The organism is Pseudomonas sp. NPDC087336, from assembly GCF_044744285.1.
In the GTDB taxonomy this organism is placed as follows: domain Bacteria; phylum Pseudomonadota; class Gammaproteobacteria; order Pseudomonadales; family Pseudomonadaceae; genus Aquipseudomonas.
The window spans coordinates 116,289-138,847 of sequence record NZ_JBIUYA010000011.1; the positions used below are offsets into that span (position 1 = coordinate 116,289).

At 60.6% G+C, this 22,559-nt stretch carries 20 protein-coding genes; 8 read left to right on the forward strand and 12 right to left on the reverse strand.

The window, feature by feature from the left end; all coding sequences use genetic code 11:
• Positions 1–21 precede the first annotated feature (21 nt).
• Complete coding sequence (locus ACIO0C_RS13575) at positions 22–831, reverse strand: energy transducer TonB (RefSeq protein WP_401312657.1); 810 nt, start codon at positions 829–831, stop codon at positions 22–24.
• 273 nt (positions 832–1,104) lie between these two features.
• A complete protein-coding gene (locus ACIO0C_RS13580) occupies positions 1,105–3,477 on the reverse strand; it encodes a TonB-dependent receptor (protein ID WP_401312659.1) in 2,373 nt (790 codons plus the stop codon).
• Positions 3,478–3,643: 166 nt separating this feature from the next.
• On the opposite strand from ACIO0C_RS13580, the gene ACIO0C_RS13585 reads away from it, so the two are divergent.
• On the forward strand, positions 3,644–4,588 hold the full coding sequence (locus ACIO0C_RS13585; RefSeq protein ID WP_401312660.1) for a LysR family transcriptional regulator: 945 nt from the start codon (positions 3,644–3,646) through the stop codon (positions 4,586–4,588).
• 192 nt (positions 4,589–4,780) lie between these two features.
• Entirely contained in the window at positions 4,781–6,397 is a 1,617-nt protein-coding gene (locus ACIO0C_RS13590; protein WP_401312662.1) for an alkaline phosphatase family protein, read from the forward strand.
• Positions 6,398–6,488: 91 nt separating this feature from the next.
• Here the strand turns inward: ACIO0C_RS13590 and ACIO0C_RS13595 are convergent, their stop codons facing one another.
• Positions 6,489–7,409, reverse strand: coding sequence for a TauD/TfdA family dioxygenase (locus tag ACIO0C_RS13595; protein WP_008055387.1), 921 nt, complete (start codon positions 7,407–7,409; stop codon positions 6,489–6,491).
• 183 nt (positions 7,410–7,592) lie between these two features.
• Between ACIO0C_RS13595 and ACIO0C_RS13600 the strand changes: the two genes are divergently transcribed.
• Positions 7,593–8,513, forward strand: a complete 921-nt coding sequence (locus ACIO0C_RS13600) for a LysR family transcriptional regulator (protein ID WP_401312665.1) — start codon at positions 7,593–7,595, stop codon at positions 8,511–8,513.
• A 121-nt stretch (positions 8,514–8,634) separates the two neighbouring features.
• On the opposite strand, the gene ACIO0C_RS13605 is transcribed toward ACIO0C_RS13600, so the two are convergent.
• Entirely contained in the window at positions 8,635–9,648 is a 1,014-nt protein-coding gene (locus ACIO0C_RS13605) for an ABC transporter substrate-binding protein (protein ID WP_401312668.1), read from the reverse strand.
• 389 nt (positions 9,649–10,037) lie between these two features.
• Here ACIO0C_RS13605 and ACIO0C_RS13610 point away from each other — a divergent pair, with 389 nt between their 5' ends.
• The 3 genes from ACIO0C_RS13610 to ACIO0C_RS13620 are packed head-to-tail and all read left to right on the forward strand — an operon-like array spanning position 10,038 to position 14,067.
• Positions 10,038–11,630, forward strand: coding sequence for an ABC transporter permease (locus ACIO0C_RS13610; protein WP_401312671.1), 1,593 nt, complete (start codon positions 10,038–10,040; stop codon positions 11,628–11,630).
• The gene (locus tag ACIO0C_RS13615; RefSeq protein ID WP_401312674.1) at positions 11,627–12,442 is read left to right on the forward strand and encodes an ABC transporter ATP-binding protein; all 816 of its coding nucleotides are present in this window, start codon (positions 11,627–11,629) and stop codon (positions 12,440–12,442) included. The genes ACIO0C_RS13610 and ACIO0C_RS13615 overlap by 4 nt, the downstream gene beginning before the upstream one ends.
• Positions 12,443–12,456: 14 nt before the next feature.
• Positions 12,457–14,067 (forward strand): arylsulfatase, encoded by a 1,611-nt coding sequence (locus tag ACIO0C_RS13620; RefSeq protein WP_401312676.1) that lies wholly within the window; start codon positions 12,457–12,459, stop codon positions 14,065–14,067.
• A gap of 117 nt (positions 14,068–14,184) precedes the next feature.
• Here the strand turns inward: ACIO0C_RS13620 and ACIO0C_RS13625 are convergent, their stop codons facing one another.
• Positions 14,185–15,258: a fatty acid desaturase gene (locus ACIO0C_RS13625; RefSeq protein ID WP_401312679.1), complete on the reverse strand. Its 1,074-nt coding sequence runs from the start codon at positions 15,256–15,258 to the stop codon at positions 14,185–14,187.
• A gap of 100 nt (positions 15,259–15,358) precedes the next feature.
• On the opposite strand from ACIO0C_RS13625, the gene ACIO0C_RS13630 reads away from it, so the two are divergent.
• Positions 15,359–16,363: an AraC family transcriptional regulator gene (locus ACIO0C_RS13630; protein ID WP_401312681.1), complete on the forward strand. Its 1,005-nt coding sequence runs from the start codon at positions 15,359–15,361 to the stop codon at positions 16,361–16,363.
• Positions 16,364–16,491: 128 nt separating this feature from the next.
• Here the strand turns inward: ACIO0C_RS13630 and ACIO0C_RS13635 are convergent, their stop codons facing one another.
• Complete coding sequence (locus ACIO0C_RS13635; protein ID WP_401312684.1) at positions 16,492–16,869, reverse strand: response regulator; 378 nt, start codon at positions 16,867–16,869, stop codon at positions 16,492–16,494.
• A gap of 57 nt (positions 16,870–16,926) precedes the next feature.
• Entirely contained in the window at positions 16,927–17,613 is a 687-nt protein-coding gene (locus tag ACIO0C_RS13640) for a Crp/Fnr family transcriptional regulator (protein WP_401312687.1), read from the reverse strand.
• Between the two features lie 84 nt (positions 17,614–17,697).
• On the opposite strand from ACIO0C_RS13640, the gene ACIO0C_RS13645 reads away from it, so the two are divergent.
• On the forward strand, positions 17,698–18,219 hold the full coding sequence (locus ACIO0C_RS13645) for a DUF962 domain-containing protein (protein WP_401312690.1): 522 nt from the start codon (positions 17,698–17,700) through the stop codon (positions 18,217–18,219).
• Between the two features lie 107 nt (positions 18,220–18,326).
• Here ACIO0C_RS13645 and ACIO0C_RS13650 read toward each other — a convergent pair whose 3' ends face one another.
• The 5 genes from ACIO0C_RS13650 to oscA all read right to left on the reverse strand — a co-directional run bounded on the left by ACIO0C_RS13650 (position 18,327) and on the right by oscA (position 22,426).
• Entirely contained in the window at positions 18,327–19,316 is a 990-nt protein-coding gene (locus tag ACIO0C_RS13650) for a sulfate/molybdate ABC transporter ATP-binding protein (protein WP_401312693.1), read from the reverse strand.
• Between the two features lie 4 nt (positions 19,317–19,320).
• A complete protein-coding gene (gene cysW, locus ACIO0C_RS13655) occupies positions 19,321–20,193 on the reverse strand; it encodes a sulfate ABC transporter permease subunit CysW (protein ID WP_008055400.1) in 873 nt (290 codons plus the stop codon).
• 13 nt (positions 20,194–20,206) lie between these two features.
• Complete coding sequence (gene cysT / locus ACIO0C_RS13660) at positions 20,207–21,025, reverse strand: sulfate ABC transporter permease subunit CysT (protein WP_401312697.1); 819 nt, start codon at positions 21,023–21,025, stop codon at positions 20,207–20,209.
• Positions 21,026–21,094: 69 nt separating this feature from the next.
• Entirely contained in the window at positions 21,095–22,108 is a 1,014-nt protein-coding gene (locus tag ACIO0C_RS13665; RefSeq protein WP_401312699.1) for a sulfate ABC transporter substrate-binding protein, read from the reverse strand.
• 135 nt (positions 22,109–22,243) lie between these two features.
• A complete protein-coding gene (gene oscA, locus ACIO0C_RS13670) occupies positions 22,244–22,426 on the reverse strand; it encodes a sulfur starvation response protein OscA (protein WP_007975618.1) in 183 nt (60 codons plus the stop codon).
• Positions 22,427–22,559: the final 133 nt, after the last annotated feature.

Below are 22,559 nucleotides of genomic sequence, written 5' to 3' on the forward strand. Positions count from 1 at the left end.
TCGCGCTAAATAGGTGTCGGTTTAATGAATCTTGAAATCGATGGGCACGCTGACCCAGCCGTCCCGGGCCACATCGCCCTGCTTGGCGGGCACGAAACTCCAGCGTTTCACGGCGCTCAGGGCCGCCTCATCGAGGGCCTCGCGACCGCTGCTTTTCTGAATCTGGATCTCCCCGGGCTTGCCGCTGGCCAGTACATGCACACGCAACAACACCGTGCCTTCCCAACCGCGACGCTGGGCCAGCGACGGGTATTCCGGCGCCGGGTTTTTCAGATACCCGGCGTTGGCCGAGGCGGGTGTCACCGGTGCCGGCGCGGGCGGTGCTGGGGGTGCCGGGGCCGCGACCGGAGCAGCCGGTTGTGGCGGCGCGGGCGGTTGCGGGGCTGCTTTGGGCGCAGGTTTAGGCACCGGTTTAACAATCGGTTTTGGCTTGGGAATCGGTTTTGGCGGCGCCGGCTTGGCTGCCAATTCGTCCACCACGGGCGGCGGTGGCTCGACCACAGGTGGTGGTGGCGGCGGTGGCGGCGGTTCGACCACTGGCGGCGCCGGACGCGAAAACTCGATGGTCATCGGCGGAATTTCCGGCGGCACGATGGGCAATTCTTTGGTCGGCTGTTGATTGACCCAGTAGATCACCGCGCCGTGCACCAGCAACGCCAGCACACCGAGCAGTATCGCTTCGCGTCGGCTCAGGATGCCCTTGGGCGCACGCTGCAAACGCAGCTGGCCCAAGGGCACGCGGTGCACCCTCCCGAGGTCGACCAACTCGCCAACTGGCGCCTGGCGCCAAAGCACCTCGTGTGCGCCGGCGGCGGTCTGGACATTGCCCATTGCTTTACTCCCTGCGGTCTCTTTGCGAATTACCCGATACGCCGAACCCGACATCCCCCGTACGACGTATCGAGGGCTTAATCATTGGGTTAGGCGCTTATCTCTGAAAGTAATCTTTAACGTTAAAACTAGACCTAAAACGAATATGAAAAATACCTGGTTCGCTGCAGGCCCTGTTCCATAAGGGCTGCGGCGATGGAGCAAAAAACACATGCTTTTGAAGCATTGAAAATATTCCCTCAAGGCATGGTTTCGCTGCAGACGCCGCATTCATCAGAAGTCGTAACGCCCGGTCACACCCAAGGTTCGCGGTGTCCCGAGCAAGCCTTCGTAACCGCCATTGGAAGCGGTCCAGAGGGTGGTGTAATAGGTTTTGTCGAACGCGTTTTTCAGCCACAGCGAGACATCCCACTGACCCTGCTTGAAATCGCCGCGCAGGCCGGTGGACAGGTTGACCACGGCGTAGCTGGGGATCTGGCCGAAATCGGAATCTTCCACCGTGCCCACCGCTTTGGAGCGGAACGCGTAGCTGGCGGTGACGTACTCTTCGAAGCCGTTACTCAGGTTCCATTTGTATTCGCCGTTGGCGTTGCCGATCCATTTCGAAGCGCCGACCACCTGATGGCCGCTTAGATCGCACGAGGCCGGAGCACCCGGCGCCAGGCTGACTTCCGGTGGGCACGGCGCGTCTTTGTAGGAGAGGTAGCTGACGTCGTTGTAGGAGCCGTTGATGTTCAGCGTCAGGCCGCGCAACGGGATCAGCGTGCTGTCGAATTCCACGCCACGGGAGCGCACGGAACCGGCGTTGGTCAGGTATTGCACGCGGTTGACGTCGTCGTAGGCGTTGGTTTGATAGCCGTTGACCTGGGTCCAGAACACGTTGGCGTTAAGCTGAAGGCGACGATCCCAGAGCGTGCTTTTGAAACCGAGTTCGGCGTTGTTGGCGCGTTCGGTGCCGATCAGCAGCGAGTCGGCGCCGGCGACCGGGGCTGTGCCGACGGCCAGGTTGACCCCTCCGGATTTTTCGCCATGGGACAGCGTGGCGTAGCCGAGCACATTATCGGTGAAGTGATAGCTGAGGTTCAGCAGACCCGAAGGGCTGGAGCTGTATTGATTCAAATCGCCGGAGTCGTAAGCCCCGGCGCGACCTTGTCTTACCGCCGCTGCCGCCCCCGCCACCGCCGCGCCACCCACTGGCGCGTTGCGGTTGACCCAGGCGCTTTTCTCTTCGTAAGTGCCCCGCACACCGGCGGTGAAATCCAGCCGTTCGGTGAGGTGCCAGGTGCCTTGGGCAAACAGGGCAAAGCTGTCGGTTTCGATGTGGCCTTTGCCGATGCTGGTGACGTTGGCCAGCGCGCCTGCGGGCGTGCCATTCCAGATGTCCGCTTGCGGGCCGTAAAAGCTGAACGATTTGTTGTCTAGGTCGGAGCCGAAGTAATAGGCGCCGAGCACGTAATCGAAGAATCCACCGGTGGGCGACGCCAGGCGAAACTCCTGGGAATACTGTTTATCCTCCACTGACACGCCGGCGTTGTTGTAGGCGGAGACGTTCAGGCCGTCATCGTTGCGCGGGGTGAAGTTCCACCAGCGGTAGGCGCTGATGGACGTCAGGGTGAAGTCATTCGGCAGCGTCCAGTTTGCCTCGACCGACGTGCCGCCCTGGTGCACGGTGACGTGTTGATCGTTATTCAGGTTGACCTTGCGATGCGTGCCATCGACCAGCGTAGCGCCTGCCGCATTGGCCCGGGCCTGGTAGAGGTTGACGCCATTGATGGTCGGCCCGGTGTTGTACAACACGCGGGTGCCGGCGCTGGAATCCTCTTCGTTGTAGTCGCCGATCCAGCGCAGATTGAATGCTTCATTGGGCTTGAACAGCAACTGGCCACGAAAGCCATCCCGCGAGCCGCCGTTCAAGTCATGGCCGTCGAATTCGTTCTTGATGTCGCCATCGCTGCGGGTGCGGTAAGCGGAAAAACGTCCCGCGAGTTCATCGTTCAATGGGCCGGAAATGGTGCCCTTGGTCTGGAAGTAACCGTCCTCGCCCACCGAGGTTTCGATGCTGCGTTCCGGGGTAAATGTCGGCGCCCGCGTACTGATGTTGATCACGCCAGCCGTGGTGTTCTTGCCGAACAACGTGCCTTGCGGGCCGCGCAGCACTTCGAGTTGCTCGATGTCCATCAAGTCGAACACCGCCATGCCCGGACGGCCGAGGTAAACGTTGTCGAGGTACAGCCCGACGCTGCCTTCCAGGCCATCACTGGCCGGGTTGTTGCCCAGGCCACGGATCGACACGCTGGACTGGCGCGCATGCATGTAGGCGACGTTGACGCTGGGCACCAGTTGTTGCAGATCCTGAATGCGATAGACCCGCTGGGTTTCCAGCACCTGGCCACTGACCACGCTCATCGGGGTCGGTACATCCTGTGAACTTTCTTCGCGACGGCGGGTGGTGACGGTGACTGTTTCCAGCTGAGTGCCATCGGCCTTAGCCTGGCCCGAGGCGGTTTTCGCCGGGGCCTCCTGGCCTGTGGTGGTCTCGGCCGCATAGCCTTGGGTCCAACTGGCGCTCCCCGCCAGCAACAGGGCCAGAGGCAGGCGTTTGAGCCGTCGGGGTGTGAGGGGTGACGCAAGGTTCAACGGACTCATCAAGCGGCTCCTGATCAAAAAACACACAGCCACTTTTCAGCAGTGTATATTCTTTAAAGTTATTTATTTATGTTTTTACAAAGATTTACTGCATAAGAGATTGCCTTTATAAGGAGTCGACCTAATGCATATCCAATGCATTTCCCCGATATTTTTAATGTGAAAAATGCATATCGACCTGCGCCAGCTTCGCCACTTCATCGCCCTCGCCGACCAGCGCAGCTTCGTCGCGGGCGCCATGGCCGTGAACCTGTCGCAGTCGGCGTTCAGTCGCAGCATCCAGGCGCTGGAACACAGCGTCGGCTGTCAGTTGGTGGATCGCGGGCGCAAGGACCTGGCGCCGACCAAGCAAGGCCAGGTGCTGCTCGAACACGCGCGGCGGCTGGTCAGCGGTGCGCAGCAGATGGCCAACGAGATCAGCCAGTTCAACGGCCTGGAGGCCGGCGAATTGCGCTTCGGTTGCGGGCCGGCGCCAGCGGCGGGTTTGATCCCTCGGGCGATCGGCAGCTTTATTGGTCGCTACCCCAAGGCGCGGGTGCAATTTCAAGTGGATGACTGGCAAAGCCTGAGCAAACGCCTGCTGAGCGAAGAGTTCGAATTTTTCGTCGCCGACACCCGGCAGTTCGAGGCCGACCCGGACTACCTGACCCAACGCCTGCGCCCGCGCAAATGGCATTTCTGCTGCCGCGCCGGGCACCCACTGGCCGCTCGCGAAAGCGTCAGCGCCGCCGAGTTGATGAGCTATCCGATGGCCGTCACCATTCGCCCGCCGAACCTGCGCAAAGTCATCGTCGACCTGAGCGGCCGGCCGGATTTCGCGCCCAATGTGGAGTGTGAAAACAGCTACAGCCTGCTCGGTGTGGTGCTGCGTTCCGATGCGATTGGCATCATCGGCGAGTATTCGGATGCGCTGCATAACGCCAAGGGTGAGTTGGTGCGTTTGAAGATCGATGGATTGGCCGATGACCTGGAGGAGCTTTACACCCGCTACGGGATCGTCAGTCGTGCGGGGTATCGGTTGTCGCCGTTGGCCGAGGCGATGATTGCGCAGATCAAGGAGGTTGATGCGCAGGATGAAGAGGTGTGTTCGCTGGAGAATCTGGCCGTCTGAACGGGCGCCATCGCGAGCAGGCTCACTCCTACAGGGTTTTGTGTACACCGATCCACTGTGCGAGCCTGCTCGCGAAGGCGTCGGCCCAGCCAATGATGCACCCACTGCATAAAAACCATTCCCCAAACGCACTTGCCTCAACCCCGCCCCAGCAGCGAAAAACCTCGCCTGTCTTTTCGATCGGTGACCCCCATGCCCAACACTCCAAACCCCGTGCGCAACGTGCTGTACATCATGTGCGACCAACTGCGCCGCGATTACCTGTCGTGCTACGGCCACCCGCACTTGCACACCCCCAACATCGATCGCCTGGCCGCCGCCGGCGTGCGTTTCAGCCGTGCCTATACCCAAGGCACGATCTGCGGCCCGTCGCGGATGTCGGCCTACACCGGGCGCTATGTCAGCAGTCATCAAGTCGCCTGGAACGCCGTGCCCTTGCCGCTGGAAGAACTGACTATCGGTGACTACCTGCGACCCCACGGCATTCGCACCGCACTGGTGGGCAAGACCCACGCCACACCGAATCTCGATGCGTTGCAGCGGCTGGCCATCGACCCTGGTAGCGCGCAGGCCGAGAGCCTGAACGAAGTCGGATTCGAGCCGTACTTTCGCCATGACGGCATCTTTCCCGACGACCCGCTGTTCGATGACAAACGCGAATCCGCGCCCTACACCCACTACTTGCGCGACCTCGGTTACGCCGGGCGCAACCCCTGGCACGACTGGGCCAACGCGGCCGAGGGCGAACAGGGCGAAATCCTCAGCGGCTGGAAAATGCGCAACGCCCATCTGCCGGCGCGCGTTCCCGAGCAGCATTCGGAAACCGTCTACACCACCGACCGCGCCCTCGACTTCATCGCCGAGCAGGGCGAGCAGCCCTGGTGCCTGCACCTGTCGTATATCAAACCCCACTGGCCCTATATCGCTCCGGCGCCGTATCACGCGCTGTATGGCCCGGAACAGGTGATCGAGCCGGTGCGTGCAGCCGAGGGCGAGACCAGTGATCACCCGGTATACAACGCGTTTCGTCAGCACGAGGAGAGCCTGAATTTTTTCCGGGACGAAGTACGCCTGAACGTGATCCCGACGTACATGGGCCTGATCAAACAGGTCGATGACCAGCTCGGGCGGTTGTTCGATTTCCTGCAGAGCAGCGGTCGCTGGGATGACACCCTGATCGTGTTCACCAGCGACCATGGAGACTTCCTTGGTGACCACTACCTGGGGGAAAAAGAGTTCCTGCTGGAGCCGGCGGTGGGGGTTCCGCTGATCGTCCGCGACCCGCGTCCGGCGGCGGATGCAACGCGCGGTTCGGTGGATGAGCGACTGGTGGAAACCATCGACGCGCTGCCGACTTTCCTTGAGGCACTGGGGTTACCGGGGGCCGAGCATCGACTTGAAGGACGCTCGCTGATTCCCCTGCTGCACGGTGTGAAGACTGACTGGCGCCGCTTCGCGATCAGCGAATACGACTACGCCTTCCAGGCGCCTGCGCGGGAACGCTTGCATCAACCGATCGACCGCTGCCGCATGACCATGGTGCGCAGCGAGCGCTGGAAATACCTGGCGTACGACGGCTTTCGACCGCAGTTGTTCGATCTGACGAATGATCCGCAGGAGCTGCGGGACCTGGGAGCTGACCCGGCGTATGCCTCGGTCCGAGAAGAGCATGCGGGGTATTTGTTTGAGTGGGTGAGAGGGTTGAAGCGGCGGACCACTATCAGCCATCAGGAGATTGATTTGCGTGGGCAGCGGTTTCGCTACGGTGAACCGGAAACCGAGAAAATGGTGCAGATCGGCGTGTGGTAGAAAAAGCTTCGCGAGCAGGCTCGCTCCCACATTGGATCATCGTCACGCATCAGATCCCTGTGGGAGCGAGCCTGCTCGCGAAGGCGTCCGATCAGACGCCGCCGATATCCGGCCCCTTCACCGTCTGACTACGCTGCCCCGCCACACCCACCGGCACCTCGCCCTTGAGCGTCACGCGCCGCACCACGCGGTCCTGGGTGCCATAGTCATCCACCGCGTAATGCTGGGTGGAGCGGTTGTCCCAGATCGCCACATCACCGGCCTGCCAGCGCCAGCGCACAATGTTTTCCTGGCGGACAACGTGGCTCTGCAACAGGTTGAACAGGTGCGCCGAATCACCCTGGGAGTAACCCTTGATGCGCTTGACGAAATGCCCCAGCAGCAAGCTTTTCTCGCCACTGATCGGATGCACGCGCACCACCGGATGCTCGGTCTCGTAGATGGTCGAGGTGAAGATCTTGCGGTAGCGCTCCAGCTTCTCCTCCGACACGTCAGGCTTGGCGCCGGCGTAGTCGTACTCGTTGCTGTGCACCGCCACCAGTTTATCCGCCAGTTCGCGCAGCTCCGGCGTCAGTTCGTTGTAGGCCGTGGCAGTGTTGGCCCACAGGGTGTCGCCGCCAAAGGCGGGCGCAACCACCGAGCGCAGGATCGAGGCTTTCGGGTAGGCGTCGACGAAAGTCACGTCGGTGTGCCAGGAGTTGGCGCGCTGGCCTTGGGCACCGTCCAGCTCCAGCAGAAAACGGGTGCCGTCACGCACGGGTACGGTCGGGTGCGCCACGGGCTCGCCCAGCAGATGGGCGAAGGCTTCCTGGCTTTGATCGTCGAGGTGGGCCTGCTCGCGGAAGAAGATCACCTTGTACTGCACCAGCGCCTGCTGGATCGCCTCGACGGTGTTGGCATCCAGTTCACCGGAGAGCTTCACGCCACGGATCTCGGCACCGATTCGGCCGGCCACCGGATGGATTTCCAGCGCGTGAACAGCGGGTTTTACAGCTAAAGCGGCATTGCTCATGGGTAGACCCTCGATCGGACTGCTGACGGTTGAGCGGCAGCGAAACAACGCTCTATCTATATTCAATTTTGATCTAATAGATATTCACATGCTTCGTTGACGGAATAAGAGCTTGCATTTAAAACCTCAACCAACCCTCGTCGCAAATGCCTTCGAGCTATTTTTAGGATGCCGGGAAAGCATATGGATCTTCGCCAGTTGCGCTACTTCATCGCCCTCAACGAACACCGCAGTTTCGTCCGCGCGGCGGACGCCATGGGCATCACTCAACCGGCGTTCAGCCGCAGTATCCAAGGGCTTGAACAAGAGTTCGGCTGCGTGCTGGTGGATCGTGGCAACAAGGATTTGCGCCCTACCCCCGAAGGCCTGGTGGTGTTGCAACATGCGCGCAGCCTGGTGCAAGGCGCGGCCCTGCTCAGCGCCGAAGTGACGCAGATGACCAAGCTCGACGCCGGTGAACTGCGCTTCGGTTGCGGACCGGCCCCGGCGGTGAAGCTGGTGCCGGATGCGGTCGCGCAATTCATCAACGCGCACCCGAAAGTGCGCACCTGTTTCGAAGTGGATAACTGGGAAAAACTCAGCCGCGCGCTGAGCCGCGAAGAGATCGAATTCTTCATTGCCGACATCCGCCATTTCGAAGCCGACCCGAACTTCCAGACCCAGGCCCTGACACCCAGGCGCGGGGTGTTTTTCTGTCGTCCCGGGCATCCGTTGCTGGCCAAGGAAAGCCTGTCGACCAACGACATGTTCGACTACCCGCTGGCAACCACGCTGATTCCGCCAGGCATCCGCAAACTGCTGGCGAACCTAAGTGGGCGCATGGACTTTTCCCCGTCCATCGAGACCGAGCATTTCCCGGCGCTGGTGAAAATCGTGCTGCAATCGAATGCGATTGGCGTGGGGACGCAAGAGGCCTTTGTCGAAGACATCGCCCAGGGTTCACTGGTGTTGCTGCACTGGCGCAATCTGCCGCAGAACATCGAGAGCATGAATGCCCGCTGCGGGATTGTCAGTCGCACAGGGTTCAGGTTGTCGCCGGCGGCGCGGGCGATGATTGAGATATTGGTGGCGGTGGACAAGCAGGAAGTCGCTCTAGCCGTTTAGGACCTCATCGCTGGCAAGCCAGCTCCCACAGGTTTTTCTGGTGCTCACAAGATGCGTGTTCACTGGAGATCCCTGTGGGAGCTGGCTTGCCAGTGAAGAGGCCCGCAAGAGCGCTAAAGATTTAAAGTTTCGCCGCCGCCAACTCCGGCACCACCCAATCGCTCACCTTGAACGACTTGCGAATCAGCTTCTGCTGCGAGGCCAGGTCCACGGCATCCTGCAATTTACCCAGGAACACCGGATCCAGGGTCGACGGGAAAACCTCACTCAGGTTCTGATCCTTCAAATCCTCGGTCAGAATCACCGACGGATAACTCGCAAGCCCGGACACCAACTGAATGTACGCTTGCTTGTTGCTGTCCTGGGTCAGCCATTGCACCGCCTGCTGTTGGGCCTTGAGCAGTTTCGCCACCACCTGCGGGTGCTCGTCGACAAACTTGCCATTGGCCACCAATACCGCCTGAACACTGCCCGCGCCCCCCAGGTCCTTGGTGTTCAACGGCAACTCGGCCAGGCCCTTGGCTTGCAACGCCGTCAAATTGGAACCGCCCCACGACGCATCGATCTGCCTGGCGGCGAGCGCCGCAACGGCAGCGTTGAAATCCAGGTTGATGACCTTCAGGTCCTTCTCGCTCAAACCCTGGCTGGCCAGCGCTGCATCGAACGACAACTGGCTGGCAGTGCCGCGAAAGATCGCCACACGTTTGCCCTTGAGGTCCTGCAGGGTCTTGATCCCCGAGCCCGGCACTACCCCCAGATAATGCTTTACCCCGCGTGCCGACGCACTCAGCACCCGTGTATCCAGGCCATTGGACTTGCCGATGATCGCCGCCAGGTCACCGAGGTATGCCAGATCGACCTGATCGTTGGCAAAGGCTTCGTTGATCACAGGACCTGCGCCTTTGAAGAAATTCCACTGAATCTTGATGCCCTGGTCGGCAAAGGCTTTTTCGTAGATCTGTTGATCGCGCAACACGTCCACCACGCCGCCTGCGCTGTGTTGCGAGCCGGCGCTGAGGTCGGGCACGGCGATGCGGATTTCCTTGAGTTCGGCGGCCTGGGCGGTGAACGCCAGCAAGCCCGCCAGAGCCGGTACGGCGAACAGGCTGATGACACGTTTGAAGGGGATGTTCATGGGTACGGCTCCTGGTGACGACGGCGTTGAGGAGCAGAAAGTAGGCTCAATCTTGACCAGCACTTAAATACTATAAATTCACATTTTTATATCGTTTAGACCTAAGCAAACAACGGCGGGGCCCGTGGAGCGATATGCATAACCAGCATCGAAAATATTCTTCGAATGCATTGGATGCGTTTTGGCTGGAGGCCTTAAATGGTGCGGCTTATCTCCCAATAGTATTGATATTGAATTTCATATAACCATTTTGTGTTCTTGAAATCGCCAAGATCGCAGCCTTCGGCAGCTCCTACAGATGTACGCGAATCCATGTAGGAGCTGCCGAAGGCTGCGATCTTTTGATCTTGATTCTCGAATCGCGAAAAACCCGACAACGGAGGTCGCCCATGGCCCGTGTTTCCTTGCTCAGCCTGCCACTGGCTGCGCCACCGCCCGGTGGTCGACGACTGTGGCCGACTCAGCGCTTGTTGCCCTGGCTGCTGCCACTCAGCCTGTTTGCGTTGTGGTGGCTGGGCAGCCGCAATCAATGGATGAGCGAACAGATCCTGCCGGCACCATCGCTGGTCTGGAACAGTGCGGTGGAGCTGTCGCATGGCGAGCTGTGGAGCCATTTGTGGATCAGCCTGCAACGCCTGTTCTGGGGCCTGCTTGCCGGGATCACCGCGGGCGCGGTATTGGGCGCGGCGCTGGGCTTCAACCGCACGCTCGAACGCTTGGTATTCCCGACATTCGCCGGCTTGGCGCAAGTCCCGACGCTGGCGTGGATTCCACTGTTCATGGTGTTTTTCGGTATCGGCGAAGTGTTGAAACTGGTGGTGCTGATCAAGGCCATCGTGGTGCCGGTGACCCTGCACACCTTGGTGGGCGTACGTGATGCTCAACCCAGGCTGCGTGAAGCCGCTACGGTGCTGCGCCTGCCGCCACGATTGCTGATCCGCCGCCTGGTGCTACCCGCCGCACTGCCTGCCTTCATGGCCGGTGTACGCCTGGCACTGGCCGCAGGCTGGACGTCACTGCTCGCCGTCGAACTGCTCGCCTCCAGCGAAGGCATCGGTTTCCTGATGGTCTGGGCGCGACAGCTGTTCATGCTCGACATCGTGTTCGTCTGCATCGTCGTGATTGGCTTGATCGGCGTGGTCATGGATCGCGGCATCGGCCTGCTGGACAAAAAACTGGTGCACTGGCCGCATCCGGCCACGGCCGAAATCCGCCGTGGCCCGAAATATCAAGGCTGGCAGCGCCTGCAACCTTGGTTGCTGCCATTGGCGTTGCTGTTGGTGTGGCAACTGGCGACGAATCAGCAATGGGTCGACGCCAACATTCTGGTCAGCCCGCTGGTGGTGCTGGCAACCACCTGGAGCGGCTTGCTCGACGGCACGCTGATCAGTGGCATGGCCCTGAGTTTGGGCCGCACCCTCGGCGGCCTGCTGCTCGGTGGCGGCCTCGGCTTTGCCCTGGGCTTGTTGCTGGGACTGTCGCACACGAGCGAACGAGTCCTCGGACCAACCCTCGCCGCCCTGCGTCAGATCGCGATTTTCGCCTGGGTGCCGCTGCTCACCGCCTGGTTCGGTCTGGGCGAACTGGCCAAGTGGGTATTCGTCGCCCTCGCCGCGTTTTTCCCATTGTTCATCGCCACCCAACGCAGCGTCGCCAATCTCTCGCCGCAATTGAACGAAGCCGCCCGAGTGCTGCGCCTGAATCTGCGGCAACGCCTCGGCCGACTGGTGCTGCCGGGGGCCGCACCCGGGATTTTCGCCGGGCTTCGGTTGAGCCTGATCTACGCCTGGCTGGGCACCATCGGCGCCGAATACTTCATGCCGTCCAACGGCGGCATCGGCAGCCAGATGATCGGCGCCCAACAACTGCTGCGCATGGACCTGATCATGGCCGGCATGTTGCTGGTCGGCCTCACCGGCGCCCTGCTCAACCTCATTGGCCAACGCCTCGAGACGCGCGCCACCCGCTGGAGACACGCATGAACGCACCCATAGTCAGCTTCAACCACGTGGGCAAAACCTTCGACGTCGACGGTTTTGAACTGGAGGCCATTCGCGAGTTCAACCTGGACATCGCCGAGGGTGAATTCGTCGCCATCGTCGGCTCCAGCGGCTGTGGAAAATCCACTTTGCTGCGGCTGCTGGTAGGCCTCGATACGCAGTTTCGCGGGCAGATCAGTGTCGATGGCAAGGCCGTCACCGGCATCGGCGGCGAGCGCGGCATCGTCTTTCAGGAGCACCGTCTGTTTCCCTGGCTGACGGTGGCGGACAACATCGGCCTGGGCCTGGTCAACGAGCCATTGAGCGCTGTTGAAAAGCACAAACGCATCAGTGATTTCATTGACCTGGTGGGCCTGCGCGACTTCAGCCGTGCCTATCCACATCAGCTCTCCGGTGGCATGGCGCAACGGGTGGCGATCGCTCGCGGTCTGGTGGCCAGCCCACGTATTTTGCTGCTGGACGAACCCTTCGGCGCCCTCGACGCCCTGACCCGTCAACAGATGCAGGACGAACTGCTGGCGATCCGCGCACGGGCAAAAATCACCACGATCCTGGTCACCCACGATGTCGAGGAAGCGATCTTTCTTGCCGACCGCGTGGTGGTGATGGAGCCGCGTCCCGGACGCATCAAGCAAGTGGTCGACATCGCCCTGCCTCATCCGCGTCTGCGCAGCAGTTTCGACTTCCACCAGCTGCGCGAAGAATTGCTGCACGAACTCACCAGCGACGGCCACTACCAACCACCGGTACCGGTGCAGGTGCGTGACTTGCCGTTGTCTTTCATTGCCTGCTGAACAGGAGATTCTTGATGCCGCAACGCCCCAACTTTCTGGTGATTCTGGCCGATGATCTTGGCTTTTCCGATCTCGGCGCATTCGGCGGCGAGATCGCCACGCCGAACCTCGATGCCATGGCCAACAACGGCCTACGCCTGACCGATTTCCACACCGCGCCCACCTGCTCGCCGACGCGCTCGATGCTGCTCACCGGCACCGATCACCACATCGCCGGCATCGGCACCATGGCCGAAGCGTTGACGCCGGAGCTGATTGGCAAACCCGGTTACGAGGGGTATCTGAACGACCGCGTTGTCGCCCTGCCCGAGCTGCTACGCGAGGCCGGCTACCAGACGTTGATGAGTGGTAAATGGCATCTGGGCCTGACTGCTGAACTAGCGCCCCATGCCCGGGGTTTCGAGCGTTCGTTCTCGCTGCTGCCGGGCGCCGCCAACCATTACGGTTTCGAGCCGACCTATGACGAACACACGCCGGGTCTGCTGAAATCCACCCCGGCGCTGTACATCGAAGACGATCAATTCATCGATGAACTGCCGAAGGATTTCTACTCCTCCGATGCCTTCGGCGACAAGCTGCTGCAATACCTCAAGGAGCGCGACCAGACCCGGCCGTTCTTCGCTTATCTGCCGTTCTCGGCGCCGCACTGGCCGCTGCAGGCACCTGCCGATGTGGTGGAGAAATATCGCGGCCGCTATGACGCAGGTCCAGAGGTGCTGCGCCTGGAACGCCTGGAAAAACTCAAGGCCCTGGGACTGATTGATGCAGAGGTGGAACCGCATCCGCTGATCCAGCTTAGCGCCCAATGGGACGCCTTGAGCGACGAGCAACGGCAGATTTCCGCACGGGCCATGGAGGTGTATGCGGCGATGGTCGAGCGCATGGACTGGAACATCGGTCGCGTCGTCGACTACCTGCGCAACCAGGGGCAACTGGACAATACGTTCATCCTGTTCATGTCCGATAACGGCGCCGAAGGTGCGCTGCTGGAAGCCTTCCCGAAATTCGGTCCGCAGCTGCTGACCTACCTCAACCAGCATTACGACAACAGCCTGGACAACATAGGGCGGGCCAATTCCTACGTCTGGTACGGGCCGAATTGGGCACAAGTGGCGACCGCGCCTTCGCGGCTGTTCAAGGCGTTCACTACCGAAGGCGGGATTCGGGTGCCAGCGCTGGTGCACTACCCGCAGCTGCCGCTCAAGGGGCAGATCAGCCATGGATTTGGCACGGTGATGGACATCACGCCGACCATTCTCGACCTCGCCGGGGTGCGTCATCCGGGCAAGCAATGGCGCGGCAAGCCAGTGGCGCCGTTGCGTGGCAAGTCGTGGCTGGGGTTTCTGTCGGGCGAAACGGCGCAGGTGCATGACGAGCACACCGTGACGGGCTGGGAGTTGTTCGGACGGCGGGCGATTCGCCAGGGGCAATGGAAAGCGGTTTACATCCCGGGGCCTGTGGGGCCGGCGACGTGGCAGCTTTATGATCTGGGCAGTGATCCGGGGGAAATCCATGATCTGGCGCTGAGCCAGCCCGAGAAACTCAACCTGCTGATTGAGCATTGGCAGAACTATGTGGATGAGACCGGGGTGATCTTGAGTGAGTCGCCGTTCCAGCCGGATTGAGGCTGTCTGAAAAATCGCTATCGCTGGCAAGCCAGCTCCCACTGGATCGGCGTCGTACACAAAATCATGTGTACGCCAGAGGTCCCTGTAGGAGCTGGCTTGCCACCGATGAGGCCATCACACGCGCACGCCCTCTACAGTTTCACTCTGAGCTTCGTCCTTGCGCACAAACCGGTTCGCCCGCGCAAACGTCCCGAAATCATTGAACCGCACCCCCATCTCACGCATCACCTTATGCGCCACCGGCACGGTCATCTGGCGAATGTAGAACGGCTCCTTAACCACAAAGTGATGAATCCCGTGGCTGCTGCCGAAGTTGAAGCAGAACGCCTGCAACGGCCACAGCCACCAGGCATTCAGTACCTGGCACTGCTGCATGACGTTCCCCGGTTCGATGTCTCCGTAGTAATGCATGTTCGAACTGATGAAGTGCAGGCAAAAGGTGCGCAGCACATTCGGGCCGATGATCACCACCGCGGCGATATCAATCACGTTCATCACCGACAAGGTGGTCGCCGACCACTCGATCGGCGTGCCCATCAGGTACGCGATGCCGTTCGCGGCGTGGAAGCCGAGAAACACGTACCACGCGCCCCAGTGCATCAACGCCAGCGGTGCGTAGACCTTCAGGGTGCGCTGGATGATGCTGAACTTCATCGCCCAGGTCTTGGCCCGCAACATACGGATGAACGACGACATGATGTTGTCGCCAATCATCAACAACCGCGCGAAACCCCAAGGCTCGCCATTAGTGATGGCACGTTCCTCCATGTCGGTCTCGGAGCCGGATACTTTGTGGTGATTGAGGTGCAGGTGACGACGAATCCACGGATTGATCGTGCTCGGACGCGCCAGCCAGACCAGGCCCATCATCAGGTTGTGCGGCACCCGCTGCTTGCGGAAGTACATGCTGTGAATCAGGTCGTGCTCAAGTTCGTGGGTCAGGGAAGCGAAAAAAGCATTGAGCAGCAAGCACACCCACCAGGCCATGTAGCCCTCGATGTAGAGCGCCGCGGAACCGATCATGCCGGCCAGCGCGAAGGCCAGGATGCCCGCGCCCAAGGCGTCCTGAAGCTTGAGAACCGGGTAGCGCTCGCGCAGCTCGACGCCCTTGGCCAGCACTATTTGGCGAATGTGTGCTGATCGTGCAGCTGCATTCAGTCGCTGGGGACTTGCAGAAGTACCTTGCATGCTTCCATCCTCTGATTATTGATGTTCGCATCCTGCCCGCTTCATTCGCCTGGAGCGGTAGCCGAGAACGCCAACCTGTTGACCGGAAGCGCCAATCAGCATGACTGAACCGACCTCCCTCGCCAGCTGGACCCGCGCCCTGCGCAAGCAACTCGACGCCCTGGGCCTCGACAGCAACGCCCTGTGCCAACAGGCCGGGCTCGACCCGCAACTGATGGACGACCCGAACGCCCGTTATCCATTGTCCGGCACCACGCGCCTGTGGGAAATCGCGGTGCAGGTCAGCGGCGACCCGGCGATTGGCCTGCGCGTCTCGCGCTTCGTCAGCCCCACGACCTTCCACGCGCTCGGTTATGCATTGGTGGCCAGCGGCAGCCTGCGGGAAGTCTTCGAGCGCATCGTGCGTTATCACCAGGTGGTCAGTGACGCCCTGGAACTGGAACTGACCCGCGGCGATGACCGCTACTGTTTCCATCTGAAAGTCCCGCCGGGCAATCCGGCCCCGGCCTTCGAAGCCATCGATGCCTTCGTGGCGATTTATGTGCGCACTTGCCGCAATCGCCTGGGCCGCGACTATGCACCGCTGGCGGTGTACTTGCGTCGCCCCGAGCCGGCGGACCCGCTCCAATGGCACAAGGTATTTCGCTCACCGGTGTATTTCGCCACCGGCGAGGATCGACTGGAATTCGCGCTGACTGATTTCGACAGCCACCTGGACGACGCCAACCCGGAACTGGCCGAACACAACGAAACCGTGCTCAACCGCACCCTGGCGCAACTCAAACCGCTGACGTGGGAACGCAAGGTCCGCGACGCCATTGAAGAGCAATTGCCGGAAGGCGAACCCAGCGCCGAACACATCGCCAAGGCCCTGCACCTAAGCCTGCGCAGCCTGCAACGGCACTTGGCGGATGAGGGTTGCCGGTTCGATACGCTGCTCAACGAAAGCCGCGAAAACCTGGCGTTGCTGCACCTGCGCGATCCGCAATGCTCATTGAGTGAGATCAGCTATTTGTTGGGGTTCGCCGATACCAGCAGCTTCAGCCGCGCGTTCAAGCGCTGGACGGGGATGACGCCGGGGCAGTTTCGGGATGGGTTGCGGTGAGTTCTTAGCTGGACGTACCGGCCTCATCGCTGGCAAGCCAGCTCCCACAGTGAATTGTGTGAATCAGAAATGTGTGGTCAATCGAAAAACCTGTGGGAGCTGGCTTGCCAGCGATGAGGCCTGAGCAATCACCGAAAGTCTCTGTGCCCCCGATCCCGCCGCAACAACTTGCGCACCCGCGCCACCAGCTCACTCACGGAAAACGGCTTGATCAGGTAATCATCCTCGTACAACTCCAACCCACGCAGGCGATCCTCGATGCCGTCCTTGGTGGTGAGGAACAGCACAGGGGTTTCGCCGAGCTTGCGGATCTGTTGCAGCAACTGCCAACCGTTGAGCCCTGGCAGCATGACGTCGAGGATAATCAGCTCATATTCGCCATCCTCGATAAAGCGCCGGCCGTCCATGCCATTGACCGCTACATCCACCACAAAGCTCGCCTCACTCAAGCCATTGGCCAGAAGTTTGGCGAGTTCTGGTTTGTCTTCCACTAGCAGTACACGCATGGCACACCTCGACTGTCGTTCTGACAGGCTAAGCGCGTTCACGGATAAAGCCCACCATTAAACAACAACCAACGCCCGCAACCGTTGCACATCGAGGATTTCGATCTCGCCATAACCGAGACGCAATATCCCCTGCCCCTGCAGATCCTTGAGGATCTGGTTGGTGGTCTGGCGCGACAGCGACAACATGGCAGCAAGCTGCTCTTGCGGCAGTTGCAGGACGCGACGCGGTTCGTCGAGCTGGCCGTAGCCTTCGGCGATCATCAGCAGGCGATGGGCCAGCCGGGCCGGAGCCGGCAAAAGGCTCAGCTGTTCGAGATTGATGAAGGTCATGCGCAGTTTCTGGCTCATCAGCAATGCCAGTTGCCGCCAGTGCCCGGGCTGTGCGTCGAGCATCTTGAGCAGCACGGTTTGCGGGATGTGCAGCAGCGTGCTCTGCCCCACGCCAAACGCATCATGGGTACGTGGCTGACCGTCGAACAGGCAGATTTCGCCGAACCAGTGCGGCGGTTCCACCAGGCCCAGCAATGCCTCCTTGCCCTGTTCGTTCACGGCGCCGACGCGTACCGCCCCTTCAAGCACCGCGTACAGCCCACACGGCGGATCGCCGCGCTGGAACAGGCGCTGACCCGCTGACAAGTGCCGCACCCGCGCAGCATCGAGCAGACTATCCTGTAGGGACACAGGCAGATGGCTGAACCACTGACCACGCATCAGGCGCGCACGCCACACCTGCCTATCCATGAAAACTCCTAGAGATTGTCGCCTGGCTGACAGAGCGTGAAGCGGCCCCACGGCATGATCAATCACCCTACAGGAGGAATAACAATGAAAAAAAGCCTCGTTGACCATCTCAGTCAATACGCCGCCTACCACCGCGACCCACGCAACATCGCCACCCACTTCGTCGGCATTCCGTTGATCGTCGTGGCGGTGGCTGTCTTGTTGTCCCGTCCACAATGGGCCGGTGGCTGGCTTTCGCCGGCGGTACTGGTGTCATTGGCGTCGGCGTGGTTCTACCTGCGCCTGGAGTTGCGCCTTGGGGTGGTGATGACAGTGTTGCTGGGGCTGTGTGTCTGGGCGGGTCATGTTCTGGCGCAGCAAAGCACGCTGGTCTGGTTGAGCAGCGGCGTGGCGATGTTTGTATTTGGCTGGGCGATTCAGTTTGTCGGGCATCACTACGAAGGACGCAAACCGGCGTTTGTCGATGATGTGACGGGGTTGATTGTCGGGCCGTTGTTTGTGGTGGCTGAACTGGCGTTTTTGCTGGGGTTGCGGCGGATGCTGAAAGACCAGATCGAGGCGCGGGCTGGTGGGGTGCGGGTCAATCCGAATCGCGCTGCGGCGTAAGACGCCTTCGCGGGCAAGCCCGCTCCCACAGGGTTTGGATTGGCCACAAATATCGTGTTCGACCTTGATCCACTCTGGGAGCGGGCTTGCCCGCGAAGCTTTTGCTTTTAGATGTTCGCGACTTTCTGCCAGACCTTCGGCTTGAAGAACAGCGTCTCGCCCTTCGCCAGGCCGATCAGGCTGTCGTGATCCTTCACCACTTCGGCCTCGATCAGATCGCTCTGTCCTTCAACCTTGAGTGTCACGCGAGTCGTCGCGCCCAACGGACGGATATCCCGCACTTCGGCCGCATGGTGATCTTCCAGCTCATGCCGCGACAGCGACACTTCATGCGGACGGAACAACACGTGATGGTCCTCACCCAGGTGCAGGCGGTTCGAATCACCGAGGAAGTGATAGACGAAATCGCTGGCCGGGTTTTCGTAGACGTCGCCCGGTGAGCCGATCTGCTCGATCACGCCCTTGTTCATCACCACGATGCGGTCGGCGACTTCCATGGCTTCTTCCTGGTCGTGGGTCACGAACACCGAAGTCAGGTTGATGTCTTCGTGCAGGCGCGCCAGCCAGCGACGCAGCTCTTTACGGACCTTGGCGTCGAGGGCGCCGAAGGGTTCGTCGAGCAGCAGCACTTTCGGCTCCACGGCCAGGGCGCGGGCCAGGGCGATACGCTGACGCTGGCCACCGGAGAGTTGTTCCGGGTAGCGGTCCGACAACCAGTCCAGCTGCACCATGTTCAGCAGTTCGTGCACTTTGGTGGCGATCTGGCTTTCGCTCGGGCGCTGGTTCTTCGGCTTCATGCGCAGACCGAACGCCACGTTGTCGAACACCGTCATGTGGCGGAACAAGGCGTAGTGCTGGAACACGAAACCGACGTTGCGATCACGCACGTCGTGGCCGGAGACGTCTTCGCCGTGGAACACGATGTTGCCCTGGTCCGGGGTTTCCAGGCCGGCGATGATCCGCAGCAACGTGGTCTTGCCGCAACCGGACGGGCCAAGCAGCGCCACCAGCTCACCGCTCTGAATGTCCAGGCTGATGTCATTCAGCGCCTTGAACGCATTGAAATTCTTGCTGACATTACGCACTTCGATCGACATGAAATCATTCCTCCGCGGCGCTGGCGCGCAGGCGGTTAATACGGTTTTCGCTCCACTGCTTGAGCAGCAGGATGAAGAGCGCCAGGATCAGCAACAGGCTCGCCACGGCGAACGCGGCCACGTGGTTGTATTCGTTGTAGAGGATCTCGACGTGCAACGGCAAGGTGTTGGTCACCCCGCGGATGTGCCCGGAAACCACCGACACCGCACCGAATTCACCCATGGCCCGCGCGGTACAGAGCACCACGCCGTAGATCAGGCCCCATTTGATGTTGGGCACGGTGACGTGCCAGAACATCTGCCAGCCATTGGCCCCGAGCAAACGCGCGGCCTCCTCTTCCTGAGTACCCTGCTCCTGCATCAACGGGATCAGCTCACGGGCCACGAATGGCACGGTGACGAAAATCGTCGCCAGCACGATGCCTGGCAAGGCGAAGACGATCTGGATGTCGTGATCCTGCAACCACGGGCCGAACAGCCCCTGGGCGCCGAACATGAGCACATAGACCAGACCGGCGATAACCGGCGATACCGAGAACGGCAGGTCGATCAGGGTCACCAGCATGCTTTTGCCGCGGAACGAGTATTTGCTCACGCACCACGCGGCACTGACGCCGAACACCAGGTTCAGCGGCACCGAAATCAGTACGGCAATCACCGTGAGCTTCAGCGCCGACAGTGCGTCGGGTTCGAAGATCGCGGTGAAGAACGCACCCAGGCCATTTTTCAAACCCTGGGACACCACGATGAACAGCGGCAGTAACAGGAACAGCGCAAAAATCAGCCAGCCAAGGCCGATCAGGATTCGCCGCGAGGTTGCACTGCCACGGCGGGCAGCGTTGGCCGAAGAGGCGGCAGCAATAGACGATTGGGACATTGTTCGCGCCTCCTTATGGGGTTTCGATGCGCCGCTGCAGCAAGTTGATCAGCAGCAACAGAAGGAAGGAAACCACCAGCATCAGTACACCAATGGAGGTAGCGCCGGTGTAATCGTATTGGTCGAGCTTGACCATGATCAGCAGCGGCAGGATCTCGGTTTTCATCGGCATGTTGCCGGCAATGAAAATCACCGAACCGTACTCGCCGACCCCGCGGGCAAAGGCCAGGGCGAAACCGGTGAGCCACGCCGGGAGCAGTGCGGGCAACAGGATATGCCGGGCAACCTGCCAGGGTTTGGCACCCAGGCACGCCGCCGCTTCTTCCACTTCACGGGGGATATCGGCCAATACCGGCTGTACCGTACGTACTACGAATGGAAGTGTCACGAAAGTGAGGGCAAGGGTGATGCCCAGGGGGGTGTAGGCGATCTTGAAACCCAGATCCACTGCAAACTGCCCCACCAGACCGGTAGGGGTGTACAGCGCGGTCAGCGCAATACCGGCCACCGCGGTAGGCAACGCGAAGGGCAAATCGATCATCGCATCGATGACTTTGCGCCCAGGGAAGGTATAGCGCACCAGCACCCAGGCCAGCAGCGTGCCGATGATGCCGTTGATGATGGCGGCGTACAGGGCGGTCCCGAAGCTCAGCTTCAACGCCGCCAGCACCCGTGGCGCCGAGATGATTGCCCAGAACTGATCCCAGGTGAGTTGAGCGGCATGCACGAACATCGCCGCCAGTGGTATGAGCACAATCAGGCTGAGGTACACCAAGGTGTAGCCCAGCGTCAGCCCGAAGCCGGGTATGACGGGGGAGATACGACGCGACATAAAAGTCCCTGGTTGAGAACGCACAAAGCCTCGAATCGCGATCCGAGGCTCCTTGATGGCTATTTAAGATTACTGCGCCTGGTAGATCTGGTCGAATACGCCGCCGTCGTTGAAGAATTTCGGCTGCGCGGTTTTCCAGCCGCCGAAGTCTTTGTCGATGGTGACCAGGTCCAGTTTCGGGAACTGCTGGGCGTATTTGGCGGCCACATCCTTATCACGTGGACGATAGAAGTTTTTCGCGGCAATTTCCTGGCCGGCAGGGCTGTACAGGTGCTTGAGATAGGCTTCGGCGATCTGCTCGTTGCCCTTTTTCTCGGCGTTCTTGTCGATTACGGCCACTGGAGGCTCGGCAAGGATCGACAGCGAAGGCACGACGATCTCGAATTTGTCGGCGCCGCCATCTTCTTTCAGTGCCAGGAATGCTTCGTTTTCCCAGGCCAGCAACACGTCACCCTGACCGTTGTTGACGAAGGTAATGGTCGAACCACGAGCACCGGTGTCCAGTACAGGCACGTGCTTGAACAGGGTTTGCACGTATTCCTTGGCCTTGGCTTCGTCACCGCCGCTGGATTTCAGGCCATAGGCCCAGGCCGCAAGGAAGTTCCAGCGCGCACCGCCGGAGGTTTTCGGGTTCGGGGTGATCACCGATACGTCGTTCTTGACCAGATCGCCCCAGTCCTTGATGCCTTTAGGGTTGCCCTTGCGCACCAGGAACACGATGGTCGAGGTGTATGGCGTGCTGGCTTCCGGCAGACGCTTCTGCCAGTCGGCAGGCAAGGTCTTGCCGAGCTTGGCGATTTCATCGATGTCGCCGGCCAGGGCCAAGGTCACCACATCGGCGCGCAAGCCGTCGATCACTGCCCGCCCCTGTTTGCCCGAGCCACCGTGAGACTGCTGGATTTTCACGCTGTCGCCGGGATTGCTTTTCTTCCAGAAATTGACGAACTCAGCGTTGTAATCCTGGTACAGCTCACGGGTCGGGTCGTACGACACGTTGAGCAGTTCGTAATCCTTGGCAACGGCGGAACCGGCAAACAGGGCGCTGGCCAGGGCGGCCAAAGCGAAATGGCGAATCGACGACATGGTGAAAGCTCCTGGAATTCTATTGTGCTGGCTAGTTTTTATGGATTTCTGGAATCGCGGTGTCGGTTCAAAGATCGCAGCCTTCGCCAGCTTGCACTCCCCTATAGAAGCTGGCGCAGGCTGCGATCTTTCGCTTCAGCCCGGTTTATTGCCCGGCTGCTGCAAGCGGAATTTTTCCTTGCGTTCGATCTGGACCACCTGGGCGTTGTGCACGGTGATTTCCACCGCGCCAAACCGCAGGTCGCGCAGGGCGCTCTGGATTTCGCGCAGGATGGTTGCTTCGTCCTGGCCGTCAACGCTACGTAGAGATGCGCTCATGGTGCTGCTCCTTCGACTGAGAGGTTGCCTGGCAGTGGCGGCACTGCTTGCGGCGTGAGACCAATAGTAGAGAGGCGCTGATATTCTTAAAAAGACTATTTAAGAATGTTAATATAACCAGAAGACTGATCGT